Origin of the sequence: Metallosphaera yellowstonensis MK1 (genome assembly GCF_000243315.1) — an archaeon.
Taxonomy (GTDB): domain Archaea; phylum Thermoproteota; class Thermoprotei_A; order Sulfolobales; family Sulfolobaceae; genus Metallosphaera; species Metallosphaera yellowstonensis.
Genome location: NZ_JH597770.1, coordinates 320827 through 344488, shown reverse-complemented (window position 1 = coordinate 344488; position 23662 = coordinate 320827). Strand labels below are relative to the sequence as shown.

General features: G+C 46.2%; 26 protein-coding genes. 19 read left to right on the top strand and 7 right to left on the bottom strand.

The features are described 5' to 3' along the window. Positions 1-6 precede the first annotated feature (6 nt). Positions 7-2352, top strand: a complete 2346-nt coding sequence (gene ppsA, locus METMK1DRAFT_RS12665; RefSeq protein ID WP_009074780.1) for a pyruvate, water dikinase — start codon at positions 7-9, stop codon at positions 2350-2352. A gap of 561 nt (positions 2353-2913) precedes the next feature. On the opposite strand, the gene METMK1DRAFT_RS12660 is transcribed toward ppsA, so the two are convergent. Further along, the gene (locus METMK1DRAFT_RS12660; protein WP_009074778.1) at positions 2914-3993 is read right to left on the bottom strand and encodes an inositol-3-phosphate synthase; all 1080 of its coding nucleotides are present in this window, start codon (positions 3991-3993) and stop codon (positions 2914-2916) included. Between the two features lie 92 nt (positions 3994-4085). Here METMK1DRAFT_RS12660 and METMK1DRAFT_RS12655 point away from each other — a divergent pair, with 92 nt between their 5' ends. From METMK1DRAFT_RS12655 to METMK1DRAFT_RS12615, 9 genes are read left to right on the top strand one after another with little or no spacing between them, the layout of a single operon-like run. Beyond that, on the top strand, positions 4086-4361 hold the full coding sequence (locus METMK1DRAFT_RS12655; protein WP_009074777.1) for an acylphosphatase: 276 nt from the start codon (positions 4086-4088) through the stop codon (positions 4359-4361). 49 nt (positions 4362-4410) lie between these two features. Further along, positions 4411-5679 (top strand): TrpB-like pyridoxal phosphate-dependent enzyme, encoded by a 1269-nt coding sequence (locus tag METMK1DRAFT_RS12650; protein WP_009074776.1) that lies wholly within the window; start codon positions 4411-4413, stop codon positions 5677-5679. 9 nt (positions 5680-5688) lie between these two features. Then, positions 5689-6414 carry a tryptophan synthase subunit alpha gene (gene trpA, locus METMK1DRAFT_RS12645; protein ID WP_009074774.1) on the top strand — a complete coding sequence of 242 codons (726 nt, stop codon included), beginning with the start codon at positions 5689-5691 and terminating at the stop codon, positions 6412-6414. Further along, positions 6404-7447: an anthranilate phosphoribosyltransferase gene (gene trpD / locus METMK1DRAFT_RS12640; RefSeq protein ID WP_009074773.1), complete on the top strand. Its 1044-nt coding sequence runs from the start codon at positions 6404-6406 to the stop codon at positions 7445-7447. Before trpA ends, trpD begins: the two co-directional genes overlap by 11 nt. Continuing rightward, positions 7434-8030, top strand: coding sequence for a phosphoribosylanthranilate isomerase (locus tag METMK1DRAFT_RS12635; RefSeq protein WP_009074771.1), 597 nt, complete (start codon positions 7434-7436; stop codon positions 8028-8030). Before trpD ends, METMK1DRAFT_RS12635 begins: the two co-directional genes overlap by 14 nt. Then, positions 8027-9286: an anthranilate synthase component I gene (locus tag METMK1DRAFT_RS12630; protein WP_009074769.1), complete on the top strand. Its 1260-nt coding sequence runs from the start codon at positions 8027-8029 to the stop codon at positions 9284-9286. Before METMK1DRAFT_RS12635 ends, METMK1DRAFT_RS12630 begins: the two co-directional genes overlap by 4 nt. Before the next feature lie 3 nt (positions 9287-9289). Next, positions 9290-9868: an anthranilate synthase component II gene (locus METMK1DRAFT_RS12625; protein WP_009074767.1), complete on the top strand. Its 579-nt coding sequence runs from the start codon at positions 9290-9292 to the stop codon at positions 9866-9868. Position 9869: 1 nt separating this feature from the next. After that, entirely contained in the window at positions 9870-10622 is a 753-nt protein-coding gene (gene trpC / locus METMK1DRAFT_RS12620; protein WP_009074765.1) for an indole-3-glycerol phosphate synthase TrpC, read from the top strand. Positions 10623-10625: 3 nt separating this feature from the next. After that, a complete protein-coding gene (locus METMK1DRAFT_RS12615; RefSeq protein WP_048088009.1) occupies positions 10626-11843 on the top strand; it encodes a pyridoxal phosphate-dependent aminotransferase in 1218 nt (405 codons plus the stop codon). Between the two features lie 8 nt (positions 11844-11851). Here METMK1DRAFT_RS12615 and METMK1DRAFT_RS12610 read toward each other — a convergent pair whose 3' ends face one another. Beyond that, positions 11852-14338, bottom strand: coding sequence for a valine--tRNA ligase (locus METMK1DRAFT_RS12610; RefSeq protein WP_048088008.1), 2487 nt, complete (start codon positions 14336-14338; stop codon positions 11852-11854). 42 nt (positions 14339-14380) lie between these two features. On the opposite strand from METMK1DRAFT_RS12610, the gene METMK1DRAFT_RS12605 reads away from it, so the two are divergent. From METMK1DRAFT_RS12605 to METMK1DRAFT_RS16775, 3 genes are read left to right on the top strand one after another with little or no spacing between them, the layout of a single operon-like run. Then, a complete protein-coding gene (locus METMK1DRAFT_RS12605; RefSeq protein WP_009074761.1) occupies positions 14381-15367 on the top strand; it encodes an NAD(P)/FAD-dependent oxidoreductase in 987 nt (328 codons plus the stop codon). Beyond that, a complete protein-coding gene (locus METMK1DRAFT_RS12600; RefSeq protein ID WP_048088104.1) occupies positions 15342-15716 on the top strand; it encodes a hypothetical protein in 375 nt (124 codons plus the stop codon). Before METMK1DRAFT_RS12605 ends, METMK1DRAFT_RS12600 begins: the two co-directional genes overlap by 26 nt. A gap of 5 nt (positions 15717-15721) precedes the next feature. Continuing rightward, the gene (locus METMK1DRAFT_RS16775; RefSeq protein WP_009074757.1) at positions 15722-16030 is read left to right on the top strand and encodes a hypothetical protein; all 309 of its coding nucleotides are present in this window, start codon (positions 15722-15724) and stop codon (positions 16028-16030) included. Here METMK1DRAFT_RS16775 and METMK1DRAFT_RS12595 read toward each other — a convergent pair. Together METMK1DRAFT_RS12595 and METMK1DRAFT_RS12590 are read right to left on the bottom strand one after the other, a co-directional pair. Continuing rightward, a complete protein-coding gene (locus METMK1DRAFT_RS12595; protein WP_009074755.1) occupies positions 15994-16287 on the bottom strand; it encodes a hypothetical protein in 294 nt (97 codons plus the stop codon). The two genes, METMK1DRAFT_RS16775 and METMK1DRAFT_RS12595, sit on opposite strands and share 37 nt — an antisense overlap. After that, a complete protein-coding gene (locus tag METMK1DRAFT_RS12590; RefSeq protein ID WP_009074753.1) occupies positions 16284-16502 on the bottom strand; it encodes a hypothetical protein in 219 nt (72 codons plus the stop codon). Before METMK1DRAFT_RS12590 ends, METMK1DRAFT_RS12595 begins: the two co-directional genes overlap by 4 nt. A 119-nt stretch (positions 16503-16621) precedes the next feature. On the opposite strand from METMK1DRAFT_RS12590, the gene METMK1DRAFT_RS12585 reads away from it, so the two are divergent. The 5 genes from METMK1DRAFT_RS12585 (at position 16622) to METMK1DRAFT_RS12565 (ending at position 20372) form a co-directional block, all read left to right on the top strand. Continuing rightward, positions 16622-17146: a hypothetical protein gene (locus METMK1DRAFT_RS12585; protein WP_009074751.1), complete on the top strand. Its 525-nt coding sequence runs from the start codon at positions 16622-16624 to the stop codon at positions 17144-17146. Next, positions 17088-17696, top strand: a complete 609-nt coding sequence (locus METMK1DRAFT_RS12580) for an N-glycosylase/DNA lyase (protein WP_009074749.1) — start codon at positions 17088-17090, stop codon at positions 17694-17696. Before METMK1DRAFT_RS12585 ends, METMK1DRAFT_RS12580 begins: the two co-directional genes overlap by 59 nt. Positions 17697-17957: 261 nt before the next feature. Then, positions 17958-18929, top strand: a complete 972-nt coding sequence (locus METMK1DRAFT_RS12575) for an NAD(P)-dependent oxidoreductase (protein WP_009074746.1) — start codon at positions 17958-17960, stop codon at positions 18927-18929. Further along, the gene (locus METMK1DRAFT_RS12570; protein ID WP_048088007.1) at positions 18926-20047 is read left to right on the top strand and encodes a pyridoxal-phosphate-dependent aminotransferase family protein; all 1122 of its coding nucleotides are present in this window, start codon (positions 18926-18928) and stop codon (positions 20045-20047) included. The genes METMK1DRAFT_RS12575 and METMK1DRAFT_RS12570 overlap by 4 nt, the downstream gene beginning before the upstream one ends. Positions 20048-20081: 34 nt before the next feature. Continuing rightward, positions 20082-20372, top strand: a complete 291-nt coding sequence (locus METMK1DRAFT_RS12565; RefSeq protein ID WP_009074742.1) for a DNA-directed RNA polymerase subunit K — start codon at positions 20082-20084, stop codon at positions 20370-20372. Between the two features lie 211 nt (positions 20373-20583). Here METMK1DRAFT_RS12565 and cdvC read toward each other — a convergent pair whose 3' ends face one another. The 3 genes from cdvC to cdvA are packed head-to-tail and all read right to left on the bottom strand — an operon-like array spanning position 20584 to position 23241. Beyond that, positions 20584-21696: a cell division protein CdvC gene (gene cdvC, locus METMK1DRAFT_RS12560; RefSeq protein ID WP_009074740.1), complete on the bottom strand. Its 1113-nt coding sequence runs from the start codon at positions 21694-21696 to the stop codon at positions 20584-20586. Between the two features lie 6 nt (positions 21697-21702). Further along, positions 21703-22503, bottom strand: a complete 801-nt coding sequence (gene cdvB, locus METMK1DRAFT_RS12555) for a cell division protein CdvB (protein ID WP_009074738.1) — start codon at positions 22501-22503, stop codon at positions 21703-21705. An 18-nt stretch (positions 22504-22521) separates the two neighbouring features. Beyond that, entirely contained in the window at positions 22522-23241 is a 720-nt protein-coding gene (gene cdvA, locus METMK1DRAFT_RS12550; RefSeq protein WP_009074736.1) for a cell division protein CdvA, read from the bottom strand. Between the two features lie 170 nt (positions 23242-23411). Here cdvA and METMK1DRAFT_RS12545 point away from each other — a divergent pair, with 170 nt between their 5' ends. Beyond that, positions 23412-23660 (top strand): hypothetical protein, encoded by a 249-nt coding sequence (locus tag METMK1DRAFT_RS12545; protein ID WP_009074734.1) that lies wholly within the window; start codon positions 23412-23414, stop codon positions 23658-23660. The last annotated feature ends 2 nt before the right edge of the window (positions 23661-23662 follow it).

The window sequence follows — 23662 nt, the reverse complement described above, 5'->3', positions numbered from 1 at the left end:
ATCTTATTGGTTGCTCAACTCGTGAAAGAAGAGGGTATCCTTTCTTTCTCTAACATAAGGAAAGAAATGATAGATCTTGTCGGGGGGAAGGGGGCTAACCTCGGCGAACTCCTTAGCCAGGGGATCAGAGTACCCCCTGGCTTTGTTCTCACCTCTAAAGCTTATAGATATTTCCTGGATTATAATAATTTGAGGGAAAAGATAATCTCTATTTTGAAAGAAGAGAAGGACTCTGCCACAGCGAGCTCTAGGATCAAGCAGTTAATCCTTTCTGCTGAAATTCCGCCAGATTTGGAGGAAATTACACTAAATGCATACGAGGAGTTAGTAAAGCAAGTGGGTAAGGAAATCCTAGTAGCTGTCAGATCCTCAGCGACAGCTGAGGACATAGAGAGTGCTAGCTTTGCAGGTCAACAGGACACTTATCTTAATGTCGAGAGAAGTCAGCTCTTTGAAAAAATCAAGCTAGTCTGGGCCAGCTTATTCAACGAAAGAGCAATCGAGTACAGGAAATCAAAGGGGATAGACTCATCTAAGGTGGAGATGGCGGTAGTAATTCAAAAGATGGTCAATTCGAGATCTTCTGGAGTCATGTTCACCCTGAACCCGGCCAATGGCGACAGGAACTTCATTGTTATAGAATCGTCTTGGGGTCTCGGGGAGGCTGTGGTTGGAGGCATGGTGACTCCAGATGAGGTAGTTATCTCTAAGCATGATTTGAAGATAGTAGATAGAAGAATTTCAAAGAAGAATTTAAAGATAATCTACGATCCCCACCTCAAGGCTAATAGGGAGGTCGAGATTCAAGGTAAAGAAAGTGAAAGTCCGAGCATAACGGATGAGGAGGCCATAGAGCTAGCTAAGTTAGCACTAAAGATAGAGAAACATTACGAGGTTCCAATGGACATTGAGTGGGCAATAGATGGAGATCTCACGTTCCCAGATAACGTTTTCATTGTTCAGGCCAGACCTGAGACGTTCTGGGTTTCTAAGCAAAGCCGGCAGGAGCCCGTCACGGCTACTACCGGTGAAAGGAAGGTCATAGTTAAAGGATTAGCAGCTAGCCCTGGGATAGCCATGGGTAAGGCAAGAGTTCTCCTCGACATAAAGGACGCTAAAGAGTTCAAGAAGGGAGAGATCTTAGTCACTAGAATGACCGACCCAGACTGGGTACCAGTAATGAAGGTCGCTTCGGCCATAATCACCGATGAGGGGGGAATAACGAGTCACGCTGCAATAGTGTCGAGAGAACTCGGAATACCAGCCATAGTCGGCACTAAGGACGCTACTAAACTGTTGAGGACAGGGCAGGAGATAACAGTGGACGCAACCAGAGGAGTGGTTTACGAGGGAAGGATAATAGCAGAGGAGCCTAGGCATGAAGTTCAGCAATCCACTGGCCTTACAGGGTTGTCTAGAGACGTTCTCCTAAGCCTTTACCCTGTAACTGGAACTAAGATCTACATGAATTTGGGTCAACCAGATATGATAGAGAAATACTTGGATCTACCCTTTGACGGAATAGGATTGATGAGGATTGAATTTATTGTAAGTGAGTGGATAAAATATCATCCACTTTACCTTATTAAGATAGGAAAACCTGAGGAGTTCGTAAATAAACTGGCTGAGGGAATAGCTAAAGTCGCCTCAGCGATCTATCCTAGACCTGTTGTGGTCAGATTCTCGGATTTCAAGACCAATGAGTACAGGAATCTAATTGGTGGAGAAGAGTTCGAACCAGAGGAGAGGAATCCCATGATAGGTTGGAGAGGCGTCTCCAGATATATCAGTCCTCAATACGAACCGGCCTTCAGGCTAGAGGTAAGAGCGGTAAGGAAGGCCAGGGAGGAAATGGGACTAAAGAACGTATGGGTGATGTTCCCGTTCGTGAGAACCACATGGGAGCTCAAGAGGGCTTTGAGTATAATGGGGGAAGAGGGGTTGAGGAGGACTGGTGAGTTCAAAGCGTGGATAATGGCTGAAGTACCATCAGTAGTGATGATGGCTGACCAGTTTGCAAAGATTGTTGACGGTTTTAGCATAGGCAGCAACGATCTGGCACAACTCACTCTTGGTGTCGACAGAGATTCGGAGATACTCGGGAGAATGGGATATTATGACGAGAGGGACCCAGCAGTGCTCAGATCAATGAGGAGACTAATAAGGATAGCCCACAGGTACGGTAGAACTGTATCCATATGTGGGCAAGCCCCAAGCGTCTACCCTGAGGTGGCAGAGTTCCTGGTAAAAGAGGGAATAGATAGCATAAGTATCAATCCTGACACGGTGATATATACCAGGAGACTAGTGGCAAGCGTCGAACAGAAGTTACTCCTTAACAAGGCTAGGTGAGCTACCCCGCCTTGAGGGCGAGGCTTCCTGCTCCCTTCCCCCGCCTTGCCCGTAGCGTTTGGCCACAGGTGAAGGGCGGGGCTCCACAGGGGCTGCGGGCCGCTCCCTCCCTGAAGGGGTTGAGCCCACGTCACCCACACGGGCTACTCATGAGGCAGAGACTCACCTCATCGACCCTCGCCTTAACCGAGGTGCCTCGGTGACGCTTATCCAGTCGGTGATCGTCATTGAGAGGAGGTGCATCAAGCTGGTATTTAAAATCCCTTTGTATAAAGGGGGCTATCCATCCTTACCTCACGAGTCTTCCGCCCCTTTGAACCCCGTTTTTATAATTTCTTAGTACAAACTTTACATATTCTTTTAGATCCGTTGGAATAGCCCACACACTCTTCACAGATCAAGGCACCGCACGATTGGCAATATCCTACGGATAGGTTTCTACCGCACAGCATGCAGAGACTCATTCTACATAAAGAGCATATATTATCCTTTATGTGGGCTCTACAAGCTGCCCTTCCGCAAAGGGAACAGGTACCGTAAGTCTCCTCTTCCTCGCAGATCTCACACAGCGAGGAACTTCCTGAACCATTCGTAAGCTTCGTCATCGTCCTTGGCCTGTACCGGAGGATGCTTGAAGTAAAAGGCTGAGACTTCCTTCAGCGGTCCACCTATACGCCTGTCCTTGGCAACTTTGACGGCCCTTATGACGTCTACGAGTACCGCGGCACAATTTGACTTGTCATCCACTTCTAGGCTGGCTTCAACCTTTATTGGCCTTCCAGCGAAACCGGATCCTTTAACGTATATGTATGCGACCTTAGTATTTCCTAAGAAGGGCACGTAGTCACTTGGTCCTATCCTTATTTTTCCCTGGGTCTCAATCTCCTCCATCTTCTCCAATGTGCTCGTAACGGCCCTGGTTTTGCTTATTCTCTTGGACTGGAGTCTCTCCTCCGTCTTCATGTTCAGGAAATCTGTGTTTCCTCCTACATTGAGTTGGAACGTCTCGTCTACAGTTACTCCTCTTAGTCTGAAAAGGGAAGTTAAACTTCTATGAAGTATAGTGGCTCCTACCTGGCCTTTGACATCATCCCCAGCAAGGGGTAACTTGGCTTCAGCAAACTTTGCTGGGAATTGTCCAGAAGGATCACTGGCTATGAACACCGGTATGGCATTTATGAATCCAGTTCCAGCCCTCAGTGCAGCCTCCGCGTATATCCTGGACGCCCTTTCACTCCCCACCGGCAGCATGTTGACTAAAATGTCTGCCTCACTCTCCTTCAATATCCTCACCACGTCCTCCAGAGTACCCCCATCAGCAGGGTTAAAGACCTCCCTCATGTGAGGAGCTACCCCATCTAGAATAGGCCCTAATGATACCTTAACGCCCGATCTATCCATGTCCACTATCCTGGGGGTTATGTTGGGTTTCTCGAACAGAGCCTCTGAGACATCCTTACCGACCTTGTTTTTGGAAACGTCAAACGCCGCAACTATTTGTATATCAGTTATCTTGTAATCCCCAATAACAGGAGTTATTAGACCTTCGTAATAATTCTCTCCCTTCCTTCTGTAGAACTCTATACCTTGTATAAGCATGGAGGCACAGTTGCCAAGACCTGCTACTGCGACTCTAATCATCGGTTTTTTAGGCGTCTCGTGTAGTTAAAAATATAGTGATGAAAGGGATTTAGCCGAGTGATGAAGAGGTGGAGCGACTCTGAGGTGGTATCTTGGGGCTAGTCAGACTCCACGCAATAGTTGAGGGAGAAGTTCAGGGGGTGGGTTTTAGGAGGTTCATTCAGATACACGCCAATAGGTTAGGGCTCAAGGGGTTCGCAAAGAACCTCCCAGACGGGACGGTGGAGGTGGTAGCCGAGGGCTATCAGGAGTCCGTGGAGAAGCTACTTCAGTACATTAGGAAGGGTCCCCCCTTAGCCGTGGTGACCAAGGTGAACCACTCTATCGAACCTTACACGGGGGAGTTCAAATCCTTTGAGACATATTAGTTTATAAGATTCCAAAACTTTTATCTAACACGGTGTTCTTGATGCACCAATGGAGTTTCAGGAGGATTTAGTACCGAAGTATTGGTATAACATAATACCCGACCTACCCAAGCCTTTACCCCCACCTCGAGATCCCCCAGATTCCGAGTTCTCCAGAATAGAACTCCTAAAGAGAATAATGCCCAAGGAGGTGCTCAGGCAACAATTCACGGTGGAGAGGTTCGTCAGTATACCTGAGAAAGTGAGGGAGGCGTACATTAACATAGGGAGGCCCACCCCTCTCTTGAGGGCCAGAAGACTAGAGGAAATGTTACGTACCCCTGCTAGGATCTACTTCAAGTTCGAGGGAGCAACGCCCACTGGCTCTCACAAGATTAACACGGCAATCCCGCAGGCTTATTTCTCGATGGAGGAAGGGGTCAATCATCTGGTCACTGAGACTGGTGCCGGACAATGGGGAACCGCAGTGGCGTTAGCCTCAAGGATGTACGGCCTGGAGTCCTCCATATTCATGGTGAGGGTAAGCTATGAACAAAAACCCCAGAGGAGAACGATTATGCAACTCTACGGTGCTAAGGTGTACTCCAGCCCCACTTCCTTGACTGAGTATGGGAAAAAGCTCACAAGTCAAAACCCTGACCATCCGGGTTCACTTGGAATAGCCATGAGCGAAGCCATTGAGTACGCCATGACCAACGGTTATAAGTATCTCGTGGGGAGCGTCTTGGACGTAGTTGTTCTTCATCAGAGCGTAATAGGACTTGAGACCATTAACCAGCTGAGGAATCTTGATGAGGAACCTGATGTCCTGATAGGATGTGTAGGAGGGGGGAGCAACTTCGGAGGTTTCGTCTTCCCATTTATAGGGGCTCAAAAGGGCACAAAATACATTGCTGTAGGTTCCTTCGAGGTGCCTAAGTTTAGTAGAGGGACATATAATTACGACTTCCCTGACAGCGCAGGCTTACTCCCACTAATAAAGATGATCACATTGGGAAAGGATTATGTTCCACCTCCCATCTATTCTGGCGGTCTCAGATACCACGGGGCCGCTCCCTCATTGAGTATGCTAATAAAAGAGGGTATAGTTAAATGGAGAGAATACAATGAGAGGGAGATATTTGAGGCAGCACAGACTTTCCTCCAGGCCCAAGGTATAGTACCTGCGCCAGAGTCCTCCCACGCCATCAAGGCTGTGATCGATGAGGCTCGAGAGGCCAGAGTAAAGAACGAGAAAAAGGTGATAGTGTTTAATCTTAGTGGCCACGGTCTACTGGATCTTCCCAACTATGAATCTATGATGAAGAGGATGAGCTGATTGAGCAAGATGCTGGTCTCCTACCTTACATTGGGATATCCCAACAGGGAACAGTTCTTGACCTTATTGAAGGGTCTTGTAGATGCTGGATCTGATGTGTTGGAGATAGGCCCACCGCCGAAATACGCCAAGTATGACGGGCCAGTTATAAGGAGGAGCTTCAAGCAGGTCTCATCTCAGGGATATGACATGTGGGCTCTACTTAGAGAGGCCAGGGACGCTGTGAGTGTGCCTATAGTTATATTGACGTATCTGGAGGAGTGGATCCCCACTCTCGAAGATTTTCTGATCAAACTCAAGGATATAGGAATAAATGGGGTACTGTTCCCAGATCTGTTGATAGATTTCATCGATGAGTATGAGGAATATGTAGAGGCTGTGAGGACTCATGGGCTGAAGAGCGTTATATTTACCTCTCCTTCGGTTCCAGATCCCCTAATACAGAGGGCGTCGAAGTTATCAGACATGTTTCTCTATTACGGTGTACGTCCCACAACCGGGATTGCAATACCCATAACAGTAGAGTCGTTGATAACTAGAGTAAGGACATTAGTGGAAAATAAACTAGTGGTAGGTTTTGGGCTATCTGACGTGGAGGACATGAGAAGGGCACTAAAGGCCGGGGCCGACGGGGTAGCTATAGGAACCGCTTACATCGAGGAGATAGAGAGGGGAGGGGTGAAATCAGCTATAGCTCTGGCAAGGAAATTCAGAGGTGTATTAGATGGATCATAAGACTCTGCTCTCAAGATTGGTTGAAGGGAAATCGATGTCAATGGATGAGGCAATGGGACTAGCAGATTTAATAATGCAGGGCAATCTGCCAGAGGCTGTGGTTGGAGGATTACTTGTAGCCCTCAGGATGAAGGGAGAAACACCGGAGGAGATAGCCGGATTTGCTGCCTCCATGAGGCAACATTCCCTGAAAGTACGATTGGGGGACGCTCTGGACACTGCGGGTACCGGAGGAGATGGTCTTGGAACCCTAAATGTCAGTACTGCAGTGGCCATCCTAGTGAGTCAGGTTTACCCTGTGGCCAAGCACGGAAATAGGGCTGCCAGCAGTAAGAGCGGAAGTGCTGACTTCTTGGAGGCCTTGGGATATAATATAGAGGTTCCGCCCCAGAGGGCTGAAGTACTTTTCAAGAATCACGGATTCGTGTTCCTCTTCGCTCAGCAGTATCATCCATCTATGAGGAACGTTGCCTCAACAAGGAAAGCCTTGGGAATAAGGACCATTTTCAACATTTTAGGACCCCTAACCAATCCAGCAGGGGTGAAAAGGCAGTTATTAGGGGTCTTCTCAAGGGACTTCATGCTAAGGATAGCCATGGCTTCAACCTTACTAGGTTACGAAAAGCTAGTTTTGGTTCACGGGGAGCCAGGTTTAGATGAGATCAGTCCATCAGGAAGGACCTTTGTCGTGGAGGTTAGGGGTTCAAGATTAGAAGAATATGTTATCGACTCTCAGGATCTCCTTAGACGTCCTATAGACATAGTGAGACTTCAGGTCAATAGTGCAGAAGAATCTGCGATTAGGGTCTTGAGAGCTAGTGTGGGTAAGGATAAGGAAGCCGAGGAGTTCATCAAACTCAATTCCTCCATGGTTCTCTATACCGCTGGAAAAGTTAAGGACTTGAAGGACGGTTATGAACTCTCGGCTCAACTCCTGGAAGGAGTTCCAAAAAAGATCCAAGAGATAGTAGCCGATAACGGAGATCCCCTAAAATATAAGTCCCTGGTGGCGAGGGCTCTTGGTCAAAGTTAAGATTTGCGGAATAGCTACCCGAGAGGACGCTATTAAGCTGGACAAGTTGGGAGTGGACTACCTAGGATTTCTGCTGGATCCTGTGAGTCCTAGGTTCGTCAAGCCAGAGTTTCTAGGATTGTTACAAGGAAGAGTCAGTAGACCTAAGGTTTCCGTGATGGTCAATAGGGGACCCAAAGATATTCTCTCTCAATCTGGCAAGCTGTTCACAGATATATTTCAGTTCCACAGAATCCTCTCCAATGAGGAACTGGATCTGATCCCTAGCCTCCCCAGGAAGTCGATACTTTACGTCCCTGCCTCACGGAGGTATAGGAGATATCTTGAGGAGGCACTAAAGGTATCTGACATGATACTCTTGGATGCAGAGAGAAAGGGATATCCTTTGGACATGTCTTTCGTCAGGGAGGTATTGGCTGAGTATAAGGGAATAGGGGTAGGAGGGGGGATAAACCTCACTAACTTGAGGGAGTTCGTGGAACTTGACCCAGGCTGGATAGACGTATCTAGGGGAGTAGAGGACTTTCCAGGCAAGAAGAACATTGAGCTCGTGAGAAAACTCCTCAAGGAGGTAGGCGGATGAAGACCTATCCTCTAACCGCATTTGCCCAACCTTATGAGGTCTTCCAGTGCATAGAGAGGAACCAAGAAGTAGCTGCCTTAATGGAAAGTGTAGAGGGGGCTCAGGCCAACGCTAGATACAGCATCATAGCTTGGGGTGCAGAGAGGAAGATAGAGGCATACAGGAGTGACGACCTTGAGTCACTCATCACGAGCTCAGTCAGTGGCCTATCTGAAGGAGAGCTGAAGTTCACGGGCGGTCTACTGGGTTACATATCATACGATGCAGTAAGGAGATGGGAAAACATAAAGGACATCAAACCTATGGCAGAACGTTGGCCAGACGCCGAGTTATTCCTACCAGAGAACATTATAGTCTATGATCATGCACAAGGTAAGGTATATGTGGATGGGGATCTTCCGCTAGTGGTCGGTTGCGGAGAGCCCAACGAGCTTAAGGTGAGACTTTATGACGAATCCCTAAGTAAACCTGAGTTCGAGAAGGCAGTGAATGAGGTTTTAGAGTATATAAGATCAGGTTACGCCTTTCAGGTTGTCCTTTCGAGGTTCTACAGGTTCTCCTTTGAAGGCGATCTAATGAAGCTATACAGAACATTAAGGAGGATAAATCCTTCACCATACATGTTTTACATCAAATTTGGAGAGAGGAAATTGATAGGGTCAAGCCCAGAACTCCTCTTCTCCGTCACTAAGGGCCTCGCGGAGACCTTCCCTATAGCAGGTACTAGACCTAGAGGTACCACGAAGGAGGAGGACTTCGAATTGGAGCAAGAACTCCTCAACTCCGAGAAGGAGATGGCGGAACATCTGATGTTAGTAGATCTAGCAAGGAACGATATAGGGAAAGTGTGTGTCCCAGGTACCGTCAAGGTTCCAGAGTTCGCCTATGTCGAGAAATACAGCCATGTACAACATATTGTCAGCAAGGTAGTTGGGACACTAAAGAAGGAGAAGACCCCTTTGGACGTTCTAAGAGCTACGTTCCCAGCCGGAACGGTGAGCGGAGCCCCTAAGCCTATGGCTATGAACATCATAGAGACACTCGAGCCCTTTAAGAGGGGGCCGTATGCTGGGGCGGTAGGGTTCATTTCTAACACTGGTGCTGAGTTTGCTATAACCATAAGGTCCGCATTCGCTAGCGGTGACCTCCTAAGAATTCAGGCAGGAGCTGGAATAGTATACGATTCCGTTCCAGAGATGGAGTTCTGGGAGACGGAGCATAAGATGAGGGCACTTAAGGTGTCCCTGGGGGTATGAGGGATGGATATCACGCTAATAATAGATAATTATGACAGTTTCGTCTATAACATAGCGCAGATAATAGGGGAGCTCGGGAGCTACCCTCTGGTCGTGAGAAACGACGAGATCTCGGTTAAGGGTGTAGAAAGACTCTCACCCGATAGAATAGTAATATCGCCAGGTCCTGGATCCCCAGAGAAGACAGAAGACGTCGGAATAGTCCCTGAGCTCATAAGGACTCTAGGGAAGAGAATTCCAGTGCTAGGGGTATGTCTTGGCCATCAGGCCATAGGATACGTGTTCGGAGCAAGAATTAGGAGGGCTAAGGTAATATATCATGGAAAACTAAGCGTCATAAAGGTTCGAGAGTCTCCCCTTTATATAGGTTTACCCTCAGAGTTTAAGGCTACCAGATATCACAGCCTAGTGGTTGATGAAGTTCAGGACCCTCTAGTCGTGGACGCAATTTCCAAGGAGGACAACGAGGTCATGGGGCTTCACCACAAGGAGTTCAGGATATATGGAGTCCAATTTCACCCAGAGAGCGTTGGAACGACTGTGGGACAAAAGATATTTTATAACTTCCTTAATAGGGTCTAAAATGCCGAGATACCTTTCAGGTTGGCTCAATGACGTTGTCAAGAACGCGTTCAAGAGAGGCTACATCTCCAAGACTAGGGAGAGGCCAATTCACGATTTTGTTCAAAGGGTGATCGAAGTCAAGGGGTCTGGAAGAACCCCAGTTATAGCCGAATATAAGAGGAGATCCCCATCCGGGCTTAACGTTGAAGCGGATCCAATAGCTTACTCTAAGCTCATGGAGAGAAATGGAGCTGCCGCGTTGAGCGTGATCACCGAGAACACGATATTCTCTGGATCTTACGAGTACCTAGAGATAATAGCTAGATCAGTCAAAATACCAGTTCTCATGAAGGACTTTGTGGTCACAGAGGCCCAAGTGGATACTGGTTTCAATTTAGGAGCGGATATGGTTCTACTAATAGTGAGAATATTGACGGAGAGGGAGCTAGAGGGACTAATAGAGTACGTCAGATCCTACAGAATGGAACCACTGGTGGAAGTGCACGACGAAAATGAGCTGGAGATGGCCTTACGTTGTGGAGCAAAGGTAATAGGGATAAACTCGAGGGACCTATTGACACTGAAAGTTGAAAAAGAAAAGGTCAGGACAATCCTACCTCTCATTCCGTCTGAGGTTTTAAAGGTGGCAGAGAGCGGTATTCAGTCCACGGAGGAGATACGGGAACTAAAGAGAGCGGGAGCCGATGCCTTCCTTATAGGAACATCGCTCATGAAGGAACCAGATAAAATTAAAGATTTCGTTAACGCCTAAACACTGATACAAATGCCCGATTTCGCTTCGTCTCTGTCAGCCCTCACCGGGGAGTCGACACTTCTATATCAGGAAATAGCTAGAAATGTGGAGAGAACCAAGGGGATCAAGACAATAAATTTTGGGATTGGACAGCCTGATCTACCAACTCCATCCAGGATAAGAGAAGGGGCTAAGTCTGCCCTAGATCAAGGTTACACCTCCTATACTCCTGCCTTAGGCATAGACGAGCTTAGGTCCAAGGTGGCAGAATTTTTGAGCCAGAGATACGGCGACAGGATACTTAAGGAAGAGGTCGCCATCACTCCAGGCGCCAAGACTGCTCTCTTCCTAGGTTTTCTGCTTTATATTAATCCTGGAGATGAGGTTATCCTATTTGATCCATCCTTTTACTCATATGCTGAAATAGTGAAACTACTAGGTGGGAAACCCATATACGTTCCGCTGAGATTTGATGAGACTCAAGGATTCAGATTCGATATAGAAGACGTCAGCAAGAAGATCACCTCTAAGACAAAGATGATAGTTTACAATAATCCACATAATCCCACAGGAATGAACTTCGATCGTAAGTTAACTGATGAGCTGTATAATCTTAGTTCCGAAAAGAAGATACTTCTACTCTCCGATGAAATTTATGATCATTTCGTCTATGATTCTGGTTTCAAAAGTGTACTAAGCGAGTCTGGGTGGAGAGACAACGTGTTCTACGTGAACGGGTTCAGTAAGACGTTTAGTATGACTGGTTGGAGGCTGGGAATCGTAGTTGCCAAGAAGGACGTAATTAATAAGATTGGGGTGCTGGCGTCCAACATCTACACGTGCCCAACGAGTTTTGCCCAGAGAGGAGCTCTCCACGCCTTCGAAACCATGGACGAGGTCAGGTCCATGATAGAGACGTTCAGGAGAAGGAGAGACGCCATGTATTCTGAGGTTAAGAAGATAAAGGATATCAAGGTGTATAGATCCTCTGGGGCCTTTTACATGTTTCCGGACTTCTCTGAGATCCTCAGGAAATCTGGACTGGACTCTAAGTCCCTAGCTATAAGGCTCATAGAGGACGGAGGAGTGGTAACGATTCCAGGTGAGGTTTTCCCTCAGGAGGTCGGTAAGAGATTCCTTAGGCTGAGCTTTGCACTGAGCGAGGAGAAAATAAAAGAGGGAGTAGCGAGGATGAAAGCTGTACTAGAAAAGCTGGCTGATGAGAAGGAAAAACGGTGATTGGTGATCTAAACTCCCATGGGCTGATCTGGTTCGACTTCAATGATTGGCCTAGACGAGTCGTTAATCTCGTAGGTCATTTGTGTTATTTTTAGTGTCTTCTTCAAGTCCTCCTCCACCTTTCTTATATCTTCTACAAAACTAAGGGATCCGATCAATTTTACCTTAACGGGCGAATTCATGGATAGCCTCATGCTGACCTTCTTAGTCCTTATGGCAGAGTTAATTTCCTTGACTTCGTTTCCTATCCTTACGGCCTCTTGATCTGAGGGTATGTCAGAGACAGAGGGCAGTTTCTCCATTAGTACACTCTCCTTATCCCCAAAGAGTTTAGAATAAATTTCTTCTGTTATATGTGGAGCTATTGGGTGTAATATTATAACTATGTCCTTAAGTATTCTGCTCAACGTGTAGATTGCCGACTGATCATCAGAGAACAATCTATGTTTTATTAACTCCAAGTACTCGTCAGCTATGATCTCCCAGAAATAGTTGTATAACATGGAGAGTACGACATAGAAGTCCTGGTTCTCATAAGCGGAGATAGCCCTTTCCACAAAGTTCCTGTGCTCGTTAAGTACCCATACGTCTAACACGTGTGGTTTCTCGGGCCTCTCCACCTTCCTCTTGGAAATGAAGGGATATGCGAGTCTGCTGGCATTCCATAACTTTTGAAGGAGGAGTTTCTTCCCCCTTACGGTGTCCCACTTAAACGGAAAGTCGTCTCCGATAGCCGCATCCAATAGAGTCATTCTGATCGCATCAGCTCCATACTCTTCGATCCTATCCATTGGTGAGACTACGTTCCCCTTACTCTTGCTCATCCTAGTTCCGTCTGGCCCTAGGACCTGTCCATGAACTAGCACTCTCTTAAAAGGCACGTCTCCAGCTAACATTAAGGTTCTGAAGAAGGTGTAAAATAGCCACGTCCTGATAATATCCGTTCCCTGAAGTCTGACATCTGCCGGAAAGGCCTTAGCGAACCTTTCTTTGTTGTTGTAAAATCCGGCCAAGTATAGTACTGTAACGCTGGAATCTACCCACACATCAGCCACGTGGGTAACTGGTTTCAGTGGGAGTCCGCAATGCGGACATTTCTCCAGGGGAGGAGAAGATTTGGTGGGATCTACGGGCAACGATGAGGGATCAGCTGGAACTAGGTGCAGATTCTCACAGTGCCAGAACGGTAGGGGAGTACCATATACCCTTTGTCTACTTATGTTCCAATCCCATTCCATGTTATTTATCCATTCTTGGAGATAGTATGCCATTCTAGAGGGCTTAAAGGTCATTTTCTTCATCTCGGAGAGTAATCTGTCCTTGAATTCCAGGACACTTATGTAGACCTGATCCTTAACTAGAAACTCTATGGGGGACTGACAGTCGCTTCTCTCAGTATGAGAGAGAACGTTGTGTGTAAGCCCTTCTAACTTCTTCAGGAACCCTTGTTGCTTAAGCATCTCTACAATTTTTTTCCTGGCTTCCTCCACCTTCAAACCGTCCAGGAACCCCGTCCCTTTCATCCGTCCCCTTTCATCAATCATCTCGTCCACTGGCAGATCGTACTTCAGTTGCCACTTGATGTCCTGCGGATCACCGTAAGTGCTTATCATGACTGCTCCGGTTCCAAACTCCTTGTCCACAGCTGGGTCTGATATTATCCTTACCTCCTTATTGAAAATCGGTATTATGGCTACCTTACCCACTAAGTTCTTGTATCGCTCGTCCTCTGGGTTTACAGCCACTGCCTGAGTAGCTCCTAGAAGTTCTGGTCTAGTTGTGGCTATTACTATTTCTCCTCCTTCCTTCAGAGGGAAGGATATATACGCTAGGATCCCCTGTTTCTCCAGGTATCCTACCTCGCTTTGGGCAACCGCGGTTTCACACTTAGGACACCAATAGACTGGTCCCTTCCTCATCTTTATCATGCCCTTATTGAACATGTCTAGAAGACTCCTCTGTATTATTGCCCTGTACTCAGCGGAGTAGGTTCTGTACTCAAATTGTTCCCAGTTAGGTCTATAACCGAGCCTCATCATTGCAGATTTCATCTTACCTATCATCTCCTCTGTCCATTCCACGCATTTCTTCAGGAACAACTCTCTATTTTCCTTTGGGATACCCAACCTATACTGTACCTTCAGTTCAGTAGGGAGACCTTGAGTGTCCCACCCCTGCGGAATGAGGACGTTATAACCCTGGAGTATCTTAAACCTCGTCATAGCATCTGCTATGGTTACCCAGTAGGCGTGACCCATGTGAAGTTCGCCACTGGTGAAGGGAGGAGGAGTGTCAATAAAGAAGACCGGTCTCGTATCGGAGTCTTGGAACCTGATCACTTTCTCCCAGAACTCTCTAGATAGCCATTTGTTTTGCCACCTAGGTTCTATTTCCTTGGGGTTGTAGTGCTTAGGCCACTCCTCCATCTTTTTTAGGATATCTCCTTGGGAAGACAATAACTGATCACCGTACCTTGGGCAATAATTAAAACGCATCCATCCAAAGACTCTTTTATACTTTTCGACGATAGTTAGGCAATGCTTAGAGTAGCAATCAGGGGAGGGGGAGTCGCTGGGTCACTATTGGGGGCCCTACTTCGTAGGGGAGGTCACGATGTAACTCTTTACGATATAAAGGATCACTACATCAAACCCTGTGGCGATATAGTGCCCAACGTGTATTCCCCTCTGATCCCCTGGGAAGTGGAATATGAAATAAAGGACTTCGCCTTCTACCTAGATGGCGAGAGGGTGTATGACGTATCATATAGGCGCACCAAGTGGCTCACCATCAACAAATCCAACTGGATAAACTCCATGAGGAGAGAAGTCAGACAGGTTGTGGGTATGTCCGCTCCAAACCCATCGGATTACGATGTGATGATAGATTCTAGGGGTCCTTATTCCATGGATAGAGAGGTAGTGTACACTACTAGGGCTCTGGTTAGAGTAGATAACTTCACGCCTGAGGCTGTACTGGAGTTTGATACCAAGTTGACTGGCTTCTATTGGATCTTCCCCAGTAGTGATAATATTGTGAATATAGGTGCCGGATTTTTGGAAGAAAAAAACTCAAGGGAACTGTTACTGAGCTACCTCAAGGAGAAATACTCTAAATACGAAATTCTGGACCTCAGGGGTGCCCCCATCTCCATAGGCAAGGTAAGACAAAAGGAAGGAAGAATAGGGGAGGCTAGGGGTCTGGTGTTCCCACTGAGCGGGGAAGGTATCAGACCCTCGGCCATATCAGCTGAACTGGCATTCAGGGCAATACACACAGGGAAATCCCTAGAGGAGGAACTAGATCAGGGGTTAAGGTTAATCGAAAGGAGGATATGGATACAATCGATTTTCCTGAAAATATATAGAAGCTCCTCAAGATCCTCTAGGAAAGCAATCATGAGACATTTTCTCAAAAACGACGTACTCATAGACGCCTTCCTAGAAGACAAGTTGGATGTACAGGGGATGAGGGAATCCTTGGAGATGGTCAAAAGTGGTGGAGTTAGTTCTGGAAAGATCTAAGAGTCTCACTGGGAAGCATGCAGTAAGAACGTTTTTGTTTAAATGGGACGGCAAACCAATAGAGGTGAAGTTCACAGGAACAAAGATTCCCCCCACTTATAAGAACGGAGAGTCCTACCTTCTGGCGCTCAAGGAGAAGGGATCCTTCGTCTACATCAGGCTTCTCATGAACTTGAGGGGTAGGGTGAAGGGGAAGATAATGGTGATTAAGGACGGAAATATTGCCCTCGAGCTCAGTTATAGGAAGTTAAAGATCAAGAGGGTCTCTGGAGATCCGGCCCTGTTCGAGTTAGTTAAGCCTATAATTGAGATGTTAAAGATCCCCACCAAGAAGGTCAACTTGAGGTAGGTCAGGTGTTCAGGGTAATCTTAGGTATTTACTCGGACCCCCTCCAGATGAAGGAACTCTTTAAGGACATGGAGAACGTGTTGCAGAACATATGTAAACCAGCTAGGATTGGAGCTTCATACATATGTTCTCCTTCTCCAACTTCACTAGTCACAGCAGTCTTTAAGGAGAGAGAAGCTAAACCCATGTTGCTCCTCTTCATGATAGAATCAGAAAACGCACAGGAGGTAGTTAGGTTCGCTACAGAAATAAGTCAGCGGCTAAAGAGTATGGGTATTCATTCCAGTTTACTTAGCACTGATGAGACCGCCTGATAGATCTCCTCAGCAGTCGGCTTAGTAGTTCCGTTCAACTTAACAACAGCGTTACATATGAATGTCCCATGCTCAGTAGGGCATATCACTATCCTTTTTATCACGCCGTGGCCTATCTCAATTTCCGTCTCTTTATATACTATTTCCGCAGGGCTCTCCTTGAGGTAAGGTATGGAAAGGTCCAGATAGACTAATGTCCTACCCAAGTCCTCAATGAAGGTTACTTTATGATTCTCCACGTAAGAACTTGTTATCATACTGCAGGTATCAACTCTGTGTTACAGTAAGGACATCTCCCCTTTACTCCTCTCTTATCGGCCTCGCAAAAGTATGCCTTATACTTCTTCTCGCACTTTGGACACTTGAACACTATATCGCTACCGAGCCTCAGCGTGGTGTGGCAAATGATACAGTAAACCTCGAACCATCCAATATGCCCATATGCATTGGTTCCCTTCAGTCTCAGACTCATGTTAATATCAGCTTGCTATACAACTCCTACACGTTATATATTTTTCCCTGGGTCTTACCTCCACAATAAAGGGAAGTTTAAAATGGTTAGGGGTCTTAGTTTTAACCCAAGGAGTTGCATTGGACGCTACCATAGTCTACTACGATATAGTGGAGGTTCAACTCAATAACGTCAAACTATACGGGGTCAGATACACTAATGAGGAGAAAGTATCACTGGAGTCCACGGAGATGGCCGAATCGACCTTAGTCCCTAACAAGCTTGTCCTCGTGAGGACAAAAAACGAGATATTCTTCAACGTCGGTAAGAAAATGGACTACGTCTTTCCCTCAATCGTCCATATTCGCAGGGTAGGTATTCCTATAGAAATCAATAACGAAACAGTGAAAACAAGCTTCTTAGACGTCCCAGACGAAGGTTTAGATTTTATCGGATTGGACATCAACTTCACTCCGTCGATGCCACTAGTGATCCTTGAGACCAACGAAGGGACAAGAATCATTTCCTATGCCTCCATTCATGATGTGAAGCCGGACAAACCTGCTCAATCCCAGAGTTCCCAGTCCAAAAAGAGGAGGAAAAAACATGTTAAGAAAGCTCGTAGGAAACGCAAAATTAAGAGCAAGGGTTCTAGAAAGAGTTGACGAATTCAAGTTAAATAAGAGGGCAGGAGAGAGCGTTTGGTATAGGGAGCTGGTGCTGTGTATTCTGACGTCGAATTCCAGTTTCTTTAATGCGTACAAGGCCCTCCAGGAACTCGGCGAGCTAATCTTCACGGGTTCTAGAAATCAGATTAAAGAAACCCTGAGAAATGCTGGCTACAGGTTCTATAACACGAAATCGGAGTATATATACAGAAGCAGGACTGTACTGGGCTCCTTAAAGAGGATAGGGCAATTAGCAGAGAAAGACACGTTGGAGGCCAGGGAGAAACTACTCGAGATAGACGGATTAGGAATGAAAGAAGCTAGCCACTTTCTTCGCAACGTTGGGTTCCTGGACGTAGCCATTATCGATAGACACGTTCTCCGCTACCTTTCGGAGCACGTTGGGTTTCAGGGTAAGATGACCAGCAAGAGGAGGTACCTTGAACTGGAGAGCCTGTTGAAATCTATCTCTTTTACCCTAGGTCTGGAGGTAGGAGTTCTAGATCTATATATCTGGTACAGCATCACGGGGAAGTTGGCTAAATAATATCCCTGTGAGGTTATCACAAGACTGCTGGGAGCAACTTTGAACTTCACGAAGTTGTTCCAAAACATCAGGTTGTCGAAACTAAAAATATATTAACCCCGAGTTAGGGTTTAATCTGACTAAAAATGAGAGAAGCCTATCCTGAAGTTCGACCCGGGTTGATTTTTAGTTCGATTCCGTTTGTTGCCCTATACGGCTCTACTTCTTCTTACCTCTCATCACTCTCATCATGTTAAACTCCTTTTAAGGAAGGTGAGATAGATGGCAACTTTACATATAGACCATTCTCTATCTAAAGACTCTATATCCGTATTGATAACGGATCCGGTAGACGAATACATGATAAGAACCTTAAAGGCTAAGGGATTAAAGATAGTCTATCAGCCAGATATCACTAGAGAAGAGCTACTAAAGATCGTAGAGAACTTTGATGTGCTAGTTGTGAGGAGTAGAACTACAGTGAATGGTGAGATAATAGAGAGGGGAAAGAGGTTGAAGATAATAGCGAGAGCCGGTATAGGAGTGGACAACATAGACGTAGATGAGGCTGAGAGAAGGAAGATAAGGGTCGTTTATGCCCCTGGAGCTTCCACAGACTCCGCTGCCGAGTTAACGTTAGGTTTGATGATAGCTGCGGCTAGAAACATGTATACCTCCATGGCTCTAGCCAAATCCGGCATATTCAAGAAGACTTCGGGAATGGAACTCAGCGGAAAGACCATAGGCATAATAGGATTTGGAAGGATAGGGTACAAGGTAGGGTACGTAGCTAAAGCCATGGGGATGAAAGTCCTGGCTTATGATGTGATAGACGTGAGCAAAAGAGCATCTGAGATAGAAGCTACGGTTGCTGATCTTGACAAACTGGTTAGCGAATCCGACGTCATAAGCCTCCACGTGACTGTAGGTAAGGATGCAAAGCCGATATTAACCAGAAGGGAGTTTGAACTCATGAAAAAGGACGTAATAATAGTCAACACGAGTAGGGCTGTGGCCGTGGATGGGAGGGCTCTCCTGGATTATATAAAGAAAGGCAAAATAGGGGCCTACGCAACTGACGTCTTCTGGAATGAACCCCCAAAGGAGGAGTGGGAGCTAGAGTTGCTTCGTCACGAGAAGGTAATCGTAACCACACACATAGGAGCACAAACTAGGGAGGCTCAATACAGGGTCGCAGTCATGACCACCGACAACCTCTTGTCCGCTCTTAGGGAAATGGGTGTTTCCATTTGATGCTTATTCCAGGTCCTGTGAACGTTCCCAAGAGCGTGGCGATGAAGTCCACAATAGTCATGAACCATAGATCAGACAGGTTCAGAAAGGTAGTGGGTGAACTGGAGGAACTCATGCGGAAGCACTTCGGAGCCTCAAGGGTTTCCCTCCTTACGGGATCTGGCACCCTCGCTGTAGAATCCATGGTGTTTTCACTCCTGAAGAAGGGGGAGAACATTATAGTGCTAAGCTACGGGGAGTTCAGCGAGAGGTTACTTGACTCAGTGATCAAGAGGGGAACAGCTCCTAAGGTCTACAGGAAGCCCTTTGGTGGAAGTTTCACCCTCGAAGAGTTTAAGTCCATACTTGACGAGAACAAGGACGCTTCTGCTATAGCGTTTGTTCACAACGAAACCAGTACCGGCATAGCTTTCAGAGACCTCAAAGGTATCGTGGGACTGGCAAAGTCAAGAGGAATGAAGGTTCTAGTCGATTCAGTCTCAGGTTTCGCTGCGTATGAGATAAGAGTAGACGAGTGGAAAATAGACGGAATAGCTACAGGAAGCCAGAAGGCCTTAGCTTCGGTTCCTGGGGTAGGCTTCGTGGCCCTTTCTAAACAAGGTGTTGAAGAACTCCAGGAAGATGTTCCCAACTACCTTAATGTAAAGCTTCATCTGAGGTTTCAGGACAAACGTGAGACTCCATTCACTCCTGCTGTTGGGGCGTTCTTCGCTACACTGGAGGCTGCAAGATTATTGGAGAGAGAAGGTATAGAGAACAGATGGAGACGTCACGATGCTTGTGCCAGATTCCTGAGGAAGATCACATCAGAGATGAATTTCAGACTTTTGGGTAACGAAAGTAACTTTTCAAATACAGTGGTAGCTGGGGTTCCACCCATATCTCCCAAGACGTTGATCCAAGAGTTAGAAAAGAGAGGCATAGAGATTTCTGGTGGAATCGGGGAGCTAAGGGACAAAATAGTAAGGATAGGCATACTAGGTCTCGTAGACGACAGGGCGATATCTAGGTTGAGTTACACTCTAGCTGACATCTTGAAAACAGATCTGAGTGTTTCTCCACCAGTGGAATGCAAACTTCCGGAGTTTCTTAGGGAAGAGGTAGATTGGAGCGATTAATTTTTATTTGTTAGTTTAGATTGTGTCAACTACAATGAGATCAGAACAGGCAGGCTCAGTTATCAATCCATTGACCCCCACATTTGTAGCTGGCTGGAGAGAGAGGTTAACTTCGTATGAGAGAGCGAGAATAGTGAGTGCAAGGGCATTGCAATTAGCCATGGGTGCGGCCCCACTAATAGACGTAGTAAGTTCTGGCCTAGTAAACTCGAGCTCTATAAGAATAGCAGAGGAGGAACTAAAGGCTCGTCTACTTCCCATAAGTGTCAGGAGAAGGTTTCCAAACGGAAAGATAGAACTGGTTTCTGCCATGAATGCTCAGTGAGATCCCTCTCCAACTACATTCTAGCTTTGTAATGTGAAGTCTCACCCCGCGTCTCTGAGCGCTGGAAGTGTGTGAGATTGATATAAAAATCCCTCTGTACTATCTATATGAAAGAGAAGGGCAAGGACTGAGGTACTAGTTGGGAAAAACTTGAGTAGAGATGATGTGAGTCATGCCTTTAGAGCGGTGAAGAAAACCCTGGGGTAGCTGATTACAGTGCCTTGAACTTCTCGTGCCAGGCCTCGAAGGCCTTTATCATCTCTTGATTAACACTAGGCTTTCTCACTCTTAGGACTTCCTTAAAGTCCTCCATGGTGATTGCTCTGGGCTCGTGGAGATTTCTCTCGAACATTTCCTTGACTACTCTCATATGCGCTGATTGAACTATGTCCCTTATGTCGCTTGCCGTGTATCCCTCTGTCATGTTAGCTAGCTCCTCCAAATTTACGTTGGGGTCGAGTTTGACCTTGGAGGTATAGTGTCTAAGTAGTTCCAGCCTATGTGCCTTATCTGGTAGGGTAACATAAATTCTCTTCTGGAATCTCCTTAGGAATGGCTCATCTAATCTCCACGGTTTGTTAGTAGCTCCTATTACGTATACCATCGTGTTCTCGTTCTTATCTGCCAAACCATCCATCTCCTTGAGAAATTGATTCCTCACCCTAGCCTCTCCTCCAACCTCGGAAACATACGAGGCCAGGAGCGCATCCAATTCATCGATGAATATGATCGCAGGCTTGTTCTCCTTTTTGGATACCTCCCTGGCCGTCTTAAATACCTTGGAGACATTTTTTTCAGCTTCTCCCAGCCATTTTGACATTATTGACGCAGCGTCGACGTGAATGAACTCGCAATCCAATTCATTAGCTACCGCAGCAGCTATCATGGTCTTACCACATCCAGGGGGACCATAGAGTAGTATGCCTCTGGGCCACCCTAGGGGGAACAAGTCAGGTCTCTTACTAGGATATATAACAGCCTCTTTCAACGCCTCCTTTACGTCTTCTAAGCCCACTATCTCACTTAAGGTGACCTTGGGTTTCTCCTTCATTACTAACTCCTCCTCTACCTTATCATCTTCATTAGCTCCCCCTTCAGGTAGTGCCTGAGTCAGCACTTCCAGTCTCCTCTTGTATTCACTTATCATCTGCTCGTAGGCGTTCCTAGCTACTATATCTGGGTAAAGGGTTACAATTTGCGTTAGCACCTCTATAGCCTTTCTATAATTAGAAATGGCATCCTCTCTCCTACCCTCCTTGTCAGCCCTTACAGCAGCTATGGCGTATTTCCTAGCCATCTCCTCGAGAAGCACTTGTCCGCTCAATTACTATCACTCCTCCAGTGCTATGAGACCCTTCTCAGCCATAGTCTTTAGAAGTGACATTACCTCCTCTTTATCCATGCCGAACTGCCTAGAGATGAAGTTAATGTCAAGTACATTCCCGTGGCTGGCTATTATATTGAGTATATCCTTCTCCGTAATTCTGTTTTTAAACTTGTTAGTCTCCTTGCTAGTGGGTGGACTAGGCAGATCCACGTTTGCGGGGGGATGAGGGAGCTGTAAGTCTGGAAGCATCTCTTTCACCTTGGCTTCTGCAGTTCTCTGGGCTTCATCTAAGATCTTCCTTGCCTGTTCGTCTAACGCTGGAGTCAAGGTCCTGTCAGGAACTGCAGCCCCGGTCTCCACTGCAATACTATTGACACTGCTGGTTATGGAATCAAGGGCTATGGCGACCTCTGGAGCTAAACCCCTTATGTGCTCCTTAAGATCTCCTAATATCTTAGCGACTGGCAATAGGACTAACGAGACCCCCTGTAGCTCCTGTACCGTATCCAGTTTAAGCCTCACCTTCTCTATGGCTAGATATGCAGTGTACATCGTCTTCATCATCTTTCTTATATCAGATATTTCTTGTGCATAAATTGTAGCTCTAGCAGTTTCCCCATTCATTTGAGACCTTACCGCCTTATCGAAGAGTTCCCTGTCCCTCTCCTTGAGTCTTCTCATGGCCTCATCTAGCTTATCCTGCTGATCCTTCAGCTTGATGGAGATTTCAGTTATCCTGTAAGCGAGGTCTTCCTTTCTCTTCTTTCCTCCATTGCCAAAGAAAAGTGGTAAGTTTAACTTCATCCTATTTCACTAGATTCGTCAAAGAGTATTTATTACCCTTACAGGTATTGGTGTTGGTATTTCCGATTTAGGTGTCTCGGTCTTCTGGGAAGACTCGGAAGATCCTATCATTGACCCTGGTGCTTTTATATCAAGCCCTCCCTCCTTATCTGTGAGGTCCAGTTTCTCCATAGTTTTTCTTATATCGTCCTTTTCCAAGGTATAGCTTTCCTTAGCCTGCCTCAAGATCTCTATAGAATTTTTATACGCAGTCTCAGATAATTCTGCGGCTATGTAGCTCATCTTAACTGCTATTGTTGCCCTGTCAATCTGAGTCAATTGATCCTCCACTTCGTTCAGCCTGGACTTCAACTTACTCTTAATTTTCGCATACTCGTCTCTCAACTTCACCATTTCACTGTCCAATTTTCTCTTCATATCGTCGTAGGAAGACTTAGGGATTTCTTGTTTTGCATACAATTCCTCTAATGCTCTCTGTCTCTTACGTATCTTCTCCATTTGTAGAAGCGATCTCATGGACTCTGCCTTCCAGTCAGGAAGTACAATTAGATTTTCCCTTTCTATACTTATTCTATATGGTTCCAGTGTGCTGAAGGAGTTACCGTACGCTACCTCAACACCGGTTACAGTTCCGTCTACTTCGGTGTAGACGTGAACTAAGTGTCCTACTTCCCTTCCGTACGGGTCCTTAACTTTCTGCCCTATAAATTTCATCAAACTCTCAAACGATATTGCCATAGGTAATACTCCTCAAAAGAATTAGTTATCCATCGTTTTGTTTATAAGGCTTAGTGCCCGTCAGAAGCGGTCTCTCTTCACCATTTACGCGCTTTTAACCTTCATCATCCTGCAAGGTAGTATTGAGTGGAAATTCAAATAAAGTTTCCCACAGAAGTAACTCACTGATCATGACACTGCAAACAGTACTCAACGTAACCTCTAAGATATTCCACTCGGTCAACTTCAACGCGGAGCCGCTCTCGATGGCTCTAGTTGCTGTGGGGATAATAGTCTTAATGTTAGTAGCGTTCGGTGGGATAGTTTACGGTCTATTCAAGGTCGCTAAGGTAGTACCACATATGACCACTAAGCAATTCATACTGTTCCTTATGTTAGTCGCTCTAGCGCTGGTAATAATTGGGATAATTTTGCCTTAACA

What these genes read in the sequence shown, in the direction of transcription:
- METMK1DRAFT_RS12660 (WP_009074778.1), bottom strand. Translation starts at nt 3,993, where the DNA reads ATGATTAGAGTCGCAGTAGCAGGTCTTGGCAACTGTGCCTCCATGCTT.
- METMK1DRAFT_RS12650 (WP_009074776.1), top strand. Translation starts at nt 4,411, where the DNA reads ATGGAGTTTCAGGAGGATTTAGTACCGAAGTATTGGTATAACATAATA.
- trpA (WP_009074774.1), top strand. Translation starts at nt 5,689, where the DNA reads ATGCTGGTCTCCTACCTTACATTGGGATATCCCAACAGGGAACAGTTC.
- trpD (WP_009074773.1), top strand. Translation starts at nt 6,404, where the DNA reads ATGGATCATAAGACTCTGCTCTCAAGATTGGTTGAAGGGAAATCGATG.
- METMK1DRAFT_RS12630 (WP_009074769.1), top strand. Translation starts at nt 8,027, where the DNA reads ATGAAGACCTATCCTCTAACCGCATTTGCCCAACCTTATGAGGTCTTC.
- METMK1DRAFT_RS12625 (WP_009074767.1), top strand. Translation starts at nt 9,290, where the DNA reads ATGGATATCACGCTAATAATAGATAATTATGACAGTTTCGTCTATAAC.
- trpC (WP_009074765.1), top strand. Translation starts at nt 9,870, where the DNA reads ATGCCGAGATACCTTTCAGGTTGGCTCAATGACGTTGTCAAGAACGCG.
- METMK1DRAFT_RS12610 (WP_048088008.1), bottom strand. Translation starts at nt 14,338, where the DNA reads ATGCGTTTTAATTATTGCCCAAGGTACGGTGATCAGTTATTGTCTTCC.
- METMK1DRAFT_RS12605 (WP_009074761.1), top strand. Translation starts at nt 14,381, where the DNA reads ATGCTTAGAGTAGCAATCAGGGGAGGGGGAGTCGCTGGGTCACTATTG.
- METMK1DRAFT_RS12595 (WP_009074755.1), bottom strand. Translation starts at nt 16,287, where the DNA reads ATGATAACAAGTTCTTACGTGGAGAATCATAAAGTAACCTTCATTGAG.
- METMK1DRAFT_RS12590 (WP_009074753.1), bottom strand. Translation starts at nt 16,502, where the DNA reads ATGAGTCTGAGACTGAAGGGAACCAATGCATATGGGCATATTGGATGG.
- METMK1DRAFT_RS12580 (WP_009074749.1), top strand. Translation starts at nt 17,088, where the DNA reads ATGTTAAGAAAGCTCGTAGGAAACGCAAAATTAAGAGCAAGGGTTCTA.
- METMK1DRAFT_RS12575 (WP_009074746.1), top strand. Translation starts at nt 17,958, where the DNA reads ATGGCAACTTTACATATAGACCATTCTCTATCTAAAGACTCTATATCC.
- METMK1DRAFT_RS12565 (WP_009074742.1), top strand. Translation starts at nt 20,082, where the DNA reads ATGAGATCAGAACAGGCAGGCTCAGTTATCAATCCATTGACCCCCACA.
- cdvB (WP_009074738.1), bottom strand. Translation starts at nt 22,503, where the DNA reads ATGAAGTTAAACTTACCACTTTTCTTTGGCAATGGAGGAAAGAAGAGA.
- cdvA (WP_009074736.1), bottom strand. Translation starts at nt 23,241, where the DNA reads ATGGCAATATCGTTTGAGAGTTTGATGAAATTTATAGGGCAGAAAGTT.
- METMK1DRAFT_RS12545 (WP_009074734.1), top strand. Translation starts at nt 23,412, where the DNA reads ATGACACTGCAAACAGTACTCAACGTAACCTCTAAGATATTCCACTCG.